This window comes from Sphaerospermopsis sp. LEGE 00249, from assembly GCF_014299995.1.
In the GTDB taxonomy this organism is placed as follows: domain Bacteria; phylum Cyanobacteriota; class Cyanobacteriia; order Cyanobacteriales; family Nostocaceae; genus Sphaerospermopsis; species Sphaerospermopsis kisseleviana.
The window spans coordinates 1-12,141 of sequence record NZ_JACJUZ010000021.1 but is presented as its reverse complement, the minus strand read 5'-3'; the positions used below and the strand labels follow the sequence as shown (position 1 = coordinate 12,141).

The 12,141-nt window shown below is 35.3% G+C and carries 12 protein-coding genes and 1 pseudogene; 9 read left to right on the top strand and 4 right to left on the bottom strand.

Translation table 11 applies throughout. From position 1 onward, the window contains the following. The first annotated feature begins 389 nt into the window (after window positions 1-389). The 6 genes from H5968_RS09515 to H5968_RS09490 all read left to right on the top strand — a co-directional run bounded on the left by H5968_RS09515 (window position 390) and on the right by H5968_RS09490 (window position 6,787). Window positions 390-1,118, top strand: coding sequence for a phosphate/phosphite/phosphonate ABC transporter substrate-binding protein (locus tag H5968_RS09515; protein ID WP_187039759.1), 729 nt, complete (start codon window positions 390-392; stop codon window positions 1,116-1,118). 348 nt (window positions 1,119-1,466) lie between these two features. Further along, a complete protein-coding gene (locus tag H5968_RS09510; protein ID WP_187039758.1) occupies window positions 1,467-3,851 on the top strand; it encodes a dynamin-like GTPase family protein in 2,385 nt (794 codons plus the stop codon). A gap of 95 nt (window positions 3,852-3,946) precedes the next feature. Beyond that, window positions 3,947-4,315: a KGK domain-containing protein gene (locus H5968_RS09505; RefSeq protein ID WP_187039757.1), complete on the top strand. Its 369-nt coding sequence runs from the start codon at window positions 3,947-3,949 to the stop codon at window positions 4,313-4,315. 426 nt (window positions 4,316-4,741) lie between these two features. Next, window positions 4,742-5,317 (top strand): Uma2 family endonuclease, encoded by a 576-nt coding sequence (locus H5968_RS09500; protein ID WP_187039756.1) that lies wholly within the window; start codon window positions 4,742-4,744, stop codon window positions 5,315-5,317. A gap of 34 nt (window positions 5,318-5,351) precedes the next feature. Further along, on the top strand, window positions 5,352-6,545 hold the full coding sequence (locus H5968_RS09495; RefSeq protein WP_187039755.1) for a DUF2252 domain-containing protein: 1,194 nt from the start codon (window positions 5,352-5,354) through the stop codon (window positions 6,543-6,545). Beyond that, a complete protein-coding gene (locus tag H5968_RS09490; RefSeq protein ID WP_137668291.1) occupies window positions 6,542-6,787 on the top strand; it encodes an HNH endonuclease in 246 nt (81 codons plus the stop codon). Before H5968_RS09495 ends, H5968_RS09490 begins: the two co-directional genes overlap by 4 nt. A gap of 133 nt (window positions 6,788-6,920) precedes the next feature. Here H5968_RS09490 and H5968_RS09485 read toward each other — a convergent pair whose 3' ends face one another. Together H5968_RS09485 and H5968_RS09480 are read right to left on the bottom strand one after the other, a co-directional pair. Next, window positions 6,921-8,456, bottom strand: a complete 1,536-nt coding sequence (locus H5968_RS09485) for a YifB family Mg chelatase-like AAA ATPase (protein WP_187039754.1) — start codon at window positions 8,454-8,456, stop codon at window positions 6,921-6,923. 108 nt (window positions 8,457-8,564) lie between these two features. Next, window positions 8,565-9,209, bottom strand: a complete 645-nt coding sequence (locus tag H5968_RS09480; protein ID WP_370569762.1) for a fimbria/pilus outer membrane usher protein — start codon at window positions 9,207-9,209, stop codon at window positions 8,565-8,567. A gap of 289 nt (window positions 9,210-9,498) precedes the next feature. On the opposite strand from H5968_RS09480, the gene H5968_RS09475 reads away from it, so the two are divergent. Further along, window positions 9,499-10,113: a Uma2 family endonuclease gene (locus tag H5968_RS09475; RefSeq protein ID WP_187039753.1), complete on the top strand. Its 615-nt coding sequence runs from the start codon at window positions 9,499-9,501 to the stop codon at window positions 10,111-10,113. 68 nt (window positions 10,114-10,181) lie between these two features. Here the strand turns inward: H5968_RS09475 and H5968_RS09470 are convergent, their stop codons facing one another. Then, entirely contained in the window at window positions 10,182-11,060 is an 879-nt protein-coding gene (locus H5968_RS09470) for an Rpn family recombination-promoting nuclease/putative transposase (RefSeq protein WP_187039793.1), read from the bottom strand. A 157-nt stretch (window positions 11,061-11,217) separates the two neighbouring features. Beyond that, the gene (locus H5968_RS09465) at window positions 11,218-11,364 is read right to left on the bottom strand and encodes a hypothetical protein (protein ID WP_187039752.1); all 147 of its coding nucleotides are present in this window, start codon (window positions 11,362-11,364) and stop codon (window positions 11,218-11,220) included. Here H5968_RS09465 and H5968_RS09460 point away from each other — a divergent pair. Beyond that, window positions 11,363-11,713 carry a histidine triad nucleotide-binding protein gene (locus H5968_RS09460; RefSeq protein ID WP_187039751.1) on the top strand — a complete coding sequence of 117 codons (351 nt, stop codon included), beginning with the start codon at window positions 11,363-11,365 and terminating at the stop codon, window positions 11,711-11,713. The two genes, H5968_RS09465 and H5968_RS09460, sit on opposite strands and share 2 nt — an antisense overlap. A gap of 214 nt (window positions 11,714-11,927) precedes the next feature. Beyond that, window positions 11,928-12,141, top strand: a pseudogene (locus tag H5968_RS09455) (photosystem II q(b) protein); the annotation flags it as partial.

The window sequence follows — 12,141 nt, the reverse complement described above, 5'->3', positions numbered from 1 at the left end:
TGTTACAGCAGTTTTCATGTCTTTAGACCACAGTAAGGGCGAAGCATTCGGATGATAGTCTTAGGTAAAAACCGATAATTAATTGTCCGAATGCTGATGCTTCCAGCACGCTTCGCGAACACCCCTACATTGTTGACACGAAACCTAAATCAAAATGTGGTTTATTTACCTGAAAATAGCTGTAAGTCTTGTGTTGCGGGCAAAATGCCTGCTAAACTTGTATAAATTAAATACAACAAGCGAATTAATTTTACGTAAACATTTGAGTCGTTTTCATACTTTATATGAACTTTTGTCACAGGAATCACAATTAAGAAAATTTACCGATTACAACAGAAAAGAGAACACAAAAATCAATCTGATGGTGTTAATTTAAGGAAAAGTTAACAATGGATAAACTAACTTTAATGGTTTGCCCCCATGATACAGCAAAAAAACCAGATCGTTGGTTTAGATTTGCACAGTATCTAAGTCTTAATCTTCATGCAACAGTTCATTTTGAATTAGCAATGGATTTTCAGGAATTTCGGCAAAAAATGAATGATGCTGATATCGTTTATGCTAATCCAGGTGATTCCGTTACTTTGTTGAACAGCAATTTTATTTCTGTAGCTCGTTCCAGTAATTTATATGATGAGGTGGTTTTTATTGCTCACAATGAGTTAAATAATCCTTCTCTTGCATCTTTTCAAGGTGCTAAATTGCTGAGTGTGATGAGTATGTTAGCAACGAAAGTAGGTTTAAATGCTTTGGAAAGTCAAGGAATTAAACCTTTAGAAGTGATTGATAAACCTAGTTGGTTAGCGGTGGTTAAAGCTGTCGCTAATCAGGAAAATGACGCATCTTTAGGTTTTGTTTATAAGGATACCTATGAAGAATTAGGAGAAACCACAAAAAGTCTGGTGAAATATATAGCAACTTCTGAACAAAAAACAGTTTTTCATCAGCTTGTTTTAGCGCCAAAAGCAACTCAAATTCAGGAAAGTTTGACTTCAGTTATTTTAGAAATGAATCAAAATCCCAAAGGGAAAGATATTTTAAATGAATTGAATATTGAACAATGGATTATTCCTACTACATCTGAAATAGAAAAGCTAAAACAAGTTGTAGCCGAATAGTGCGTCCTATTTATTGTCATTGAGACATGATAGGAATTACGCAACTAGCATATTAATAGGGTGCGTCATATATCACCGGGTAACCAATTTGCTTATTTATAGCTATAGCCATCAAAGGACGTAAGTAGGGTTTTAGTAATGCTAAAACCCAAAGGATTCAGGAGTAAAACCTTATTGTAGTGAGAGTTTTATTATCAATAGATGTCCTAACTACTTGTCTACAGCTATATATATTGTTTACATATTTTTGCAGTATGACGCACCTGAAAATACTTGTATTTCTGTCAAATCTACCCAAGTTGCGATAAGTAGTATTACAATACTGATAAAACTTATTTACTACTTACCATGTCAAATTTAGCGCCCCAGTGTCAGCAACTGCAAACACAAGTTGAGATGATTCTGCAACTACTACATCAAGAACCTGCTTTGCGTTCTCAAGATATCACATCTGTGCAGATATCCTTAGATAAAGCAATTTCTCCCAGGTTTGAAATTGTCTTTGCAGGTGCTTTTAGTGCTGGGAAATCAATGTTAATTAATGCACTTTTGGAAAGAGAATTATTATATAGTGCAGAAGGACACGCAACAGGAACAGAATGTAAAATTGAATATGCGTCTGCAAATGAAGAAAGGGTAGTTTTAACTTTTTTGAGTGAAGCAGAAATCAGAGAACAAGCGATTTTTTTATGTCAACAATTGGGATTCAATACTGTTGAAAATATCAACAAACAAGATGTAATTGATTTATTGCATCAAGGGTGTGATATGATTATTCAAAAAGAAGGGGGAGAAAGTAAATCAGAACGTGCAAAACTAGCTAAAGCATTAACTTTATTATTAGATGGATATGTAGCAAATCGGGAGAGAATCAATACTTTGAATAATGCTACTTATTCAATGGAACAATTTAACTTTTCTAACCTCAAAGAAGCTGCGGGATATGCAAGACGAGGTAGTAATAGCGCGGTTTTAAAACGGATTGAATATTATTGTCATCATCCGCTTTTAGAAGATGGTAATATTATTATTGACACACCAGGAATTGATGCACCAGTAGCGAAAGATGCACAATTAACTTATGCAAAAATTCAACATCCAGATACATCCGCAGTAGTCTGTGTTCTCAAACCTGCATCCGCAGGAGATATGACAAAAGAAGAAACAGAACTTTTGGAAACCATGCGGGAAAATGCAGGTATTAGAGACAGGGTTTTTTATATTTTTAACCGCATTGATGAAACTTGGTACAATAACCAACTGCGACAAAGATTAGAAGATTTAATTAATGGACAATTTCGGGATAGTCAAAGAGTTTATAAAACCAGTGGTTTGTTAGGTTTTTATGGAAGTCTCCTAAAACAAACCAGTCAACTAGATAGATTTGGTTTAGATTCGATTTTTGCAGAAAGTGTCAAAGGTTTAGATGGGAAAGAAGAAACACCTCAATTTGTTTATGCTTTCAATAATTATTGTGTGAGTTCTGGTAAACTTTCTCCTAGTCAATTTCGCATTTCTATTAACGGTTTTGAAAGTCCTAATCAAAACTATGTGAGAATTTTAAATGAACAGGGAACACCGTTAATTAAACAATTGATTCAAGATAGCGGAATTGAGGAATTTCGCAATGCAGTTACCCGGTATTTGACAAAAGAAAAACGTCCTCAGTTATTTAAAAATCTTGCGGATGACTTAGGAGATATTTGCATCAAACTAGAAAAACACTATCAAACTATCCAACGAGATTTAGATAGTCAACCGCGAGAAATTGAAAGTATGAAAGAATATGAGTTGCAAAAATTAAATCAGCAACTCCAACAGGTTGGTAGATATTTCAATCAACATATCAATGAAGAAGTCAATCAAATCATTAATAATCATTGTGAGGAATTTGAAAATGATTTTCGACAATTACAATCAAAAATGATTCGTCGTTTAGATGAGTTATTAGATACCTTTTCCGTCGCTGATGCTTATCGTCGTGCAACTTTGAGTCATCCCAGAAATGCAACCGCACCTTTATTAGCGATTTTGGTGGAAGCTTTCTATTATTTATCAAATCAGTTGGAGGATATTTTAACTGAGTCTTGTGAACAGGTGATTGGTAATTTATTCCAACAGTTAATGGAGAAGATTAGAAAATCAGAATATTACCGTCAATTGTATCGTTTGTTGGGTAATGATGGGGGAATTGAATTACAAGTTAAAGAGGTAGAGAAATTAATTACTCAAGCTTTGGTAACTGCTGCTAGGGTGGAATGTGATAGATTTGTGAAAGAAAGTCCTAGATTTTATAATGAAGGGACATTTTCGATTTATCAATTTCGACAAGTGTTAGAACAAACTTCTCAATCTTATGGTGCAGAAAGTGTGATAGAAGCTCAACCTGCAATTAGACAATTGTTGAAATTAGATTTTGAACCGAAAGTTTCTTACACTATTCGTCAATCTTTCCGTCAAACTATCAACCAAACTATTAAGACTCAGTTGTTACCAATGGGGGAAAAACAAGCTGATGAGATTTTACAACTTTATCCCCAAGCGCGTGCTTATTTAGAGAAGAGTTTACAACAGGAAGCTGAGGAAAAAATTGCTAATAATCAACGTTTGTTAAATCAGGTTGAGGAGAAAATTCAGGAATACAATACAGCAGTTTTGGGGATTAATAATTGTCTACAAGCTATGCAGTTATATGAACATCTGTTACCTGTGATTGGGGGTGAGGAGGTGTAGTATAATTTTTTGGGTGAATGCAGGGTTTTTCTGTGTTCACCACAATTTAGATTTTTTTCACGCAGAGACGCAGAAAACGCAGAGGAGGAAAGAAAATGGAAGATAATTTTGAAGTGTTTGATTTGGAAGATGGCGATATTGTGATTGATTTTGATGGACATATATTAAAAGTCAGTCAATTGGATCAAGCAATATCAAAAGTGATTTTAGATAATGATGGATTAAAGCAATTAAATGAGAAGTTAGATAAGATAAATAGTCGTACTTTACCATCTACGAAAAATAAAAAAGATTGGATAGAGCAAGGTGTTGATTGTAAAGTTTTAAAACCTGGTAAAAATTGGGAGTCTGGAAAGTTTAGAGTCAAATTTACCCTAGAATTTTATCCTGATGAACCAGAAATTAAAGAACCTGAATCACCCCTTGATGATTTACGACGTAAAATAAACGAAGCTACATCATAAATAAATTAGTCCACCGAAGTGGACTTTGTTTGTGTAGACGCGATTTCTAATCGCTGGGTTGAGATTTTTTTTAATTGTCTGAATCAGGATATCCAGGATTTGAAGATTTTCTGGATGTTATAAAAAGAGGTATAATTGTTTGTGGTGAATGTGGCTTTTTCTGTGTTCACCATAGATATTTTTGGTCTGAATCAGGATGTCCAGGATTTAAGGATTTTCTGGATGTTATAAAAAGATATAAATTATATACTGATATTGACATTATATTATGTTGAGAAAATTAATTTATGTTAAAAACAATAAATTTAAAAATATTATTTATTATAATTATTCCATGTTATAAAACATACAAAAAATTTCCAAATCTAAGCATCCAACCCCATCCTGTAAATCCTTTAATCCTGGACATCCTGATTCAGACAAAAAATGATTCAACTTAAAAATAAACTCACCCTCGAAGAATTTACCGCACTTCCTGAAAGTGACACTATATATGAATTGGTTAACGGTGAAGCTATACCTAAATATAAAAATGAACAAATGTCACCTAAATTTTTTCACGGTTCAACTACAGGATCGCTATTTATATTATTATCAAAATGGGCGCAAGAAAAAGGCCGTGTTGTAATTGAATGGAGTGTCAAATTAACCAAAAATCGACAAGATTGGATACCCGTACCAGATTTAACTTATGTTTCTTATGAGCGTCTTCCTATTGACTGGTTAAAAGATGAACCTTGTCCAGTGATACCAGAATTAGTAATTGAAATTATTTCTCCTGGTCAAACTTTTGGAGATATGATTGAAAAAGCTACCTATTATTTACAAGCTGGAATTTCTTTAGTTTGGGTAGTAGATACAGTTTCGCAAACTATCACAGTCTTTACCTCATCTTCTCTACCTGTCACTTATAGAAATCAGCAAATTATTAGTAATGAATTATTATCAGGTTTGCAAATTACACCTTATGATATATTTAAAAATGCAGGTTTAATTCGTTAAATCCTGTAAATTATCATTCAAACAACATCCACCTATGAACAACATCAAAACCCGCATTGAAACTTTTAACCACGGAAGAGATCCAGAATTATTAAAATTAAAATACAAAAAAATCTCTACTGATCCATTTTCTTTCTTTCGGGGAACTTGTCATTTATTCTATGAAGATTTACCTCAAGAATCATCTTTGAATAATGCACCTCTTAGCTGGATATGTGGTGATTTACATTTAGAAAACTTCGGAAGTTATAAAGGTGATAACCGTTTAGTTTATTTTGATATTAATGATTTTGATGAATCAGTTATTGCACCTTGTACCTGGGATTTAGTGAGATTTATCACAAGTATTATTGTGGGTTCTCATGCAGTGGGAATAAATGACGAAGAAGCATTACATTTAAGTGAGATTTATTTAAAAACCTACACTGCAAATCTCGCTGATGGAAAAGCAAGAACTGTAGAAAAGGAAACTGCAAAAGGTTTAGTTAAAGACTTATTAGACAGTTTAGAACACAGAAAACGGGCTAAATTTTTAGATAAATACACCAAAGAAAAGAAAGGTAAGCGACGTTTAGTAGTTGATGATAAACGAATTGCAAAAGCTACAGATGCAGAACAAAAGAAAGTTAAAAACTTAATTACACAATGGCATCATACCACAGAACAAAATCCTGATTTTTATGAAATTCTCGATGTCGAAAAACGCATTGCTGGTAATGGGAGTTTAGGATTAGAACGTTATATAGTTCTAGTAGAAGGTAATGGTTCACCGGATGAGAACTATTTGCTAGATTTTAAAGAAACTCAACCCAGTTCTTTACAACCTTATCTGACTGTTTCGCAACCAAAATGGGAAACTCCAGGTGCAAGAGTTGTTGCAATTCAAAATCGTTTTCAAGGTATTGCACCTGCATTATTAGAACATATCAATGATGGTGAAAAATCTTATGTTTTAAAAGAATTGCAACCAGAAAAAGATACAGTCCATTTACAAGCTTGGGATGGAAATTTAGGACATTTAGAAAAATTAATCCAAACAATGGCCGAAGTTACAGCTTGGGATCAATTACGAAGTAGTGGTAGACAAGGTTCTGCGATCGCTGATGAATTAATTGAATTTGCTCAAACTACATCAGGGCATAATTATAATAACTCTATTATAGAATATGCCCGCAATTATGCCCAACAAGTAGAAAAAGACTTTCAAGAATTTAGTCAATCAATATGAACAAAACCCCACGTATTCCCATACCTCCAGAAGTGAGACAGTATGTTTATCAAAGAGATAAATATCAATGTCAAAGCTGTGGTAAAACTTCCCTAGAAACAAACCTCAGTATTGATCATATTATCCCTTTATCCCGTGGGGGAAAAAACGATATTAGTAACCTGCAAACCCTTTGTTTAACTTGTAATCAAAACAAAACAAATAAAATTGATCATCGGTTTTACCGACATTTCTATCTTTAGTAGATCCCCCTAACTCCTCCTGAACAAGCAATCCATTATAAACTTTTGTGAGAATGGGGAATGGGGAATGGGGAATAGGGAATAGGTAATAATGGGGAAACATAAAATTGATTACCCAATCACCAATCACCAATCATTGCATTCTATCAATTGTTCGATATTGAATTGCTTCTGCTACGTGCTGAGGTTTTAAATTTTCATCTCCTGCTAAATCTGCAATGGTGCGTGATACTTTGAGAATGCGATCGCTCGCTCTTGCAGATAACCCTAATTTTCTAATTGCTGCTTCTAATAAATTACGACTAGCATCATCTAATTTACACCAGGTTTGTAAATGACGACTTTGCATTTGTGCATTACATTTAACATTAGCTTCTGATTGAAAACGATTTGTCGCAATATCCCTTGCTTTTTGCACTCTTTCCCGCACAGATTTTGATGGTTCTCCTGTTGTTGCAGCTTGGGTAATTTCTTCTGGTTTTAACCGATTTACAGCTACTTGTAAATCAATTCTATCCATCAATGGTCCTGATAATTTTGCCCAATATTGCTCTCTTTGTCTAGGTGAACAAGTACAAGGTTGAATTGTATCACCATAAAAACCACAGGGACAGGGATTTGTAGAAGCAACTAATGTAAATTGTGCCGGAAAAACTACAGATTGCCGAGTACGAGAAATCGTCACATAACCATCTTCTAAAGGTTGTCGTAAAAACTCTAAAACATCTCTTTTAAATTCCGTTAATTCATCTAAAAAAAGTATCCCCCGATGAGATAAAGAAATTTCACCAGGACGGGGAAAACTACCACCACCAACTAAAGACGGACCAGATGCAGAATGATGAGGACTGCGAAAAGGTCTTTCTCGTACTAATGAACCACGATTTTTTAATAAACCAGCTACAGAATGAATCCGAGTAACTTCTAAAGATTCCGAAAATTCCAAAGGTGGTAAAATACCTGGTAAACGTCTTGCTAACATTGTTTTACCACTTCCCGGAGGTCCGACAAAAATTAAATTATGTCCTCCAGCAGCAGCAATTTCTAAAGCTCGACGTGCATGAGCTTGTCCTTTGACATCTTGTAAATCTGCTAAATTTAAAGATGTCTCTGCTAATGTCTTTGGGTTGTCATTTAATTTAACAGGTTTGAATTTCCCCGGATTATTTAGTAAATCAACTACATCAGAAATATTACTACATCCATAAACATTTAAACCTTCCACTACCGCAGCTTCTTGAGTATTTTCCATAGGAACAATTAAACCAGAAATTCCCATTTTCTCAGCAGTTGCAGCAATGGGTAAAATACCAGCAACCGGACGCAAACTACCATCTAAAGAAACTTCACCTAAAAATAAAAAATCCCCTAATAAATCAGGGTTTACTTGTTCAGAAGCTGCTAAAATTCCCACACTAATCGGTAAATCAAAAGCTGGTCCTTCTTTCCTTAAATCAGCGGGAGTGAGGTTAATTACAATCTTTCGCATGGGAAAAGCAAAACCCGCATTTTTCAATGTTGCTTTTACCCTTTCTTTAGATTCTTGAATGGCGGAATCTGGTAAACCTAAAATGACAATTCCTGGTAAACCACCAGAAACATCCACTTCCACACCCACCTTCACCGCGTCGATACCAACAATAGATGCACTCCAGACTCTAGCCAGCATTGTTCATATATGAATAAACCCTAATTATATCAAAGCAGATTTTCAGGTAAATTAACAATGAGTGAAATCACCGAATACAAATGTTATTAAAAACTTTTCAAACACCCTTTAAGGAATGATACACTTTAAATTACCTAAATTAACCATTTGTTCCTGAGACTGGGGAATAGTTAGCTCAAAATTACAAATACCGCCTTCATAGTCCACATTAGCTGCATATTTTCCCGGAGCAACACTGTCTAAATAAAAATCTCCTTCCTTACCAATAGGTGAGTTAATAATTTGATTATTCACAGTGATATTTAACTGACCATAGGACGGAATTACAGTTTTTCCTGATGTTTCTACCGATAAAGTACCGACAAAACTCTGAATTAGTCGCACAGGAAAAGGCACAAGCGCCCCACCTCGAAAAGGTGGAGTAATTACTTTTTCATTAGCATCAATTTTGTAGTTTAAAGGAATATCCTCATCTTGGATTTTCAAATTATTCCCATTATAAGGGCGCAGCTTAGTAATTATTAAATTACCCTGAGAATCAGTACGTCCAATTTCCTGATTATTACTATAACCACGCACACCCCTGACCCCTGGAACTTGCATGAGTGCAAAGCTTTGGGTAACAGGAGGAGCAAGAAAAACACTATTTCCTATGCCGATAATACTACCAGAAACATTAACAGAACCACTATTTTTACCATTATTGCGGTTGAGGTTTAACTCATAAACGCCAAAGGGAGCGCGATACTGGATACTACCATTGGCGGGAAATTTTTCCCGTCACCCGTTAAGCATCTTTTACTCTCCCTGCAACTGCGGTTAGATGATGTGAGACGCTGGTAATTGATATAGCGATCATATAGGCTTCCGGTTTGATTCCTGAATTTACTTGTGTGGTCAGGGAACAGGGAACAGGAAAGACAGAACTGATACCTACTGAGTGTTGTTCAAAAATCAAATAGGAGTCCTATATTTGGGACAATTCATTTTCTATCAAGTATAATTAAATCATTCATAACGGTGAAGTTAAGGTATATAAATCATGGTTCAAGTTTTACAAAAACCAGTAACCTTTGCAGAATTTGCAGATTGGAAACCAGATGGAGAACGCTATGAACTGCATAATGGAGTAATTGTGGAAATGTCACAACCAACAGGACTACATGAAGATATCATAGGTTTTACAGCTAGAAAAATAACTGTAGAATTTGATAGATTCAATCTTCCTTATTCCATTCCTAAACAAGCATTAGTCAAACCACCTGAAAGCGAATCAGGTTATGTTCCAGATATTCTATTATTAAACCGGACTAATTTAGTCAATGAACCTCTGTGGCAAAAACAATCAACTGTAACTCAAGCTGCTTCTATTCCCTTAATTGTTGAGGTTGTCAGTACAAATTGGCGTGATGACTACTTAACTAAATTACGAGATTATGAAGAAATTGGCATTCCTGAATATTGGATTATTGATTATTTAGCTTTAGGAGGTATTCGTTATATAGGTAGTCCTAAACAACCTACTATATCTATTCATTTATTAATTGATGGTGAGTATCAAGTAACGCAGTTTAGAAATGATGAAAAGATAATATCACCAACTTTTCCAGATTTGAATTTGACTGCTCAAAAAATTTTTCAAGCTGGTAATATTTGAGCAATATTTATCTTTATTGTTCTTTACGCATTACTTGATTCTCAATTCACTCTTTGAGTAATTAATGGTTACAAGTTTTCCATGATCAGTCTTAATTCCTCTAAACTTTCAACTGTGAGAATTGAACGTTGAATTATTTTTAATGTTTCAAAATCCGATATTTCTGATATTTTCGGCATAAACTTTAATCCTTCATTGCCAAATTTCACTTCTAAAGATAACTCAATACTTGAGATTCTTTCTTCTCTTTTCCCTTTTTGTTCTCCTTTTTCTTCACCTTGTTTTTCCCCTTGTTTCAATATTTCCTGATACCAAGGTGATTCACGTAAAACAGCCATATCCCACCTCATGATTTCTTGAACTAAGGCACTATCTAATACAAAAGTAGCAAAAAAAGCGAGAACTGTTTCTAATTGATTTAACTGTTCATCAGCTTTTAATAAACGCAATGCTTCCCGAATTATAGTTTCATCTTCACCACCTTTGAGAATTGGTACAAAAGGCAGTAAAGAAGGTAAAGGTTGTTCTAAGGCAATTTTAACATCTACTTCCCAAAGATTAATTACTCGGTAATCTTGACGCACCTCCAAACCAGCAATATTTGACTGATATCGAGTTGGTATTTCTTCATTACCTGTTTTCAGAATGTTAATGAGTACAGGATAGGTGGGTAATTGATATTTTTCCTCAGCTAGTCCTGCATAAGCTCGCATTCTTCGAGGCATTTCTGGTTTATACCGCAATTGCAGTTCATTAAGAACCAGAAATTTTCCGTATTCTTGACTCTCAGCGCGAATAAGTACATCACTTTCTCTACTAATCCACTGAAATTCAGAATTGAGTATTTCTTTAGCAACTACATCCGGGATTTGTGTTACCCATTTTACCCAGTTGTTGGGTGCGAGACTAATTAAACGTTTGCTGCTGACATCCGCAGGTTTGGCAATAAAGCTATAGATGCACTGAATAAATTACAGCTTAACTTTTTCTCTACGGGAGCATCCCAAATGTGTAAATTTATTTTTCTCTAATTACATACAATTCTCCAAGAGGTTGATATGATTGAACCGCAAAGGGCGCGAAGGACACAAAGGTAAGAGAGTTTCAGCGATTTTTTGGTGTTGCTGCGGTTATTTGTTCAAAATTGGGATGCTCCCTTCTCTGCAAAAAAGCGATACCTACGGTAAGCGATCGCCACCTCACCCAACTATCCCCTAAAATCTCTAACAGATATACTAGGTAAAACCGCATGAGTGAAACCAAAGATACCATTTTCGGTAAAATCATCCGTCGGGAAATCCCCGCAAACATCGTTTATGAGGATGATTTGGCTTTAGCCTTTACAGATGTTAACCCCCAAGCACCAGTTCACATCCTTGTCATTCCCAAAAAACCCATAGTTAACATAGCTACCGCCCAACCGGAAGATCAAGCATTATTAGGACATCTATTATTAACAGTCCAAACAGTCGCCGCCCAAGCAGGACTAGAAAACGGTTATCGCTTGGTTATGAACACTGGTAACGATGGCGGTCAAACTGTCTATCACCTACACATACACATCTTAGGCGGTCGTCCTATGGCATGGCCTCCTGGTTGATCTTCACCTATCAATCATCTACCAATCTTATGGGATAGGCATCTTGCCCGTCCCATGATCATTTCTGTCAACGCCACTACATTAGAAAAATCTATAAAAGTTATAAACAAAACTAATTTTAATTCTCTTTACAAAACTAAATAGACAGTTTATGATTTGTGCAGAGGTGAGAAAAACAACTCGCCGATATTATAAACAGAGCAATCATAAAAACATGACCGCAACCATTCAACAGCGCCAAAGCGCCAACGTATGGGATCGTTTCTGTGAATTTATCACCAGCACCAACAACCGCCTTTATATCGGCTGGTTCGGTGTATTAATGATCCCCACCCTGTTAGCAGCAACCACTTGCTTCATCATCGCATTTATCGCTGCTCCTCCCGTTGACATCGACGGCATCCGTGAACCCGTTGCAGGTTCATTAA

What these genes read in the sequence shown, in the direction of transcription:
- H5968_RS09460 (WP_187039751.1), top strand. Translation starts at nt 11,363, where the DNA reads ATGAGTGAAACCAAAGATACCATTTTCGGTAAAATCATCCGTCGGGAA.
- H5968_RS09490 (WP_137668291.1), top strand. Translation starts at nt 6,542, where the DNA reads ATGAACAAAACCCCACGTATTCCCATACCTCCAGAAGTGAGACAGTAT.
- H5968_RS09485 (WP_187039754.1), bottom strand. Translation starts at nt 8,456, where the DNA reads ATGCTGGCTAGAGTCTGGAGTGCATCTATTGTTGGTATCGACGCGGTG.
- H5968_RS09475 (WP_187039753.1), top strand. Translation starts at nt 9,499, where the DNA reads ATGGTTCAAGTTTTACAAAAACCAGTAACCTTTGCAGAATTTGCAGAT.
- H5968_RS09515 (WP_187039759.1), top strand. Translation starts at nt 390, where the DNA reads ATGGATAAACTAACTTTAATGGTTTGCCCCCATGATACAGCAAAAAAA.
- H5968_RS09465 (WP_187039752.1), bottom strand. Translation starts at nt 11,364, where the DNA reads ATGCGGTTTTACCTAGTATATCTGTTAGAGATTTTAGGGGATAGTTGG.
- H5968_RS09510 (WP_187039758.1), top strand. Translation starts at nt 1,467, where the DNA reads ATGTCAAATTTAGCGCCCCAGTGTCAGCAACTGCAAACACAAGTTGAG.
- H5968_RS09500 (WP_187039756.1), top strand. Translation starts at nt 4,742, where the DNA reads ATGATTCAACTTAAAAATAAACTCACCCTCGAAGAATTTACCGCACTT.
- H5968_RS09495 (WP_187039755.1), top strand. Translation starts at nt 5,352, where the DNA reads ATGAACAACATCAAAACCCGCATTGAAACTTTTAACCACGGAAGAGAT.
- H5968_RS09505 (WP_187039757.1), top strand. Translation starts at nt 3,947, where the DNA reads ATGGAAGATAATTTTGAAGTGTTTGATTTGGAAGATGGCGATATTGTG.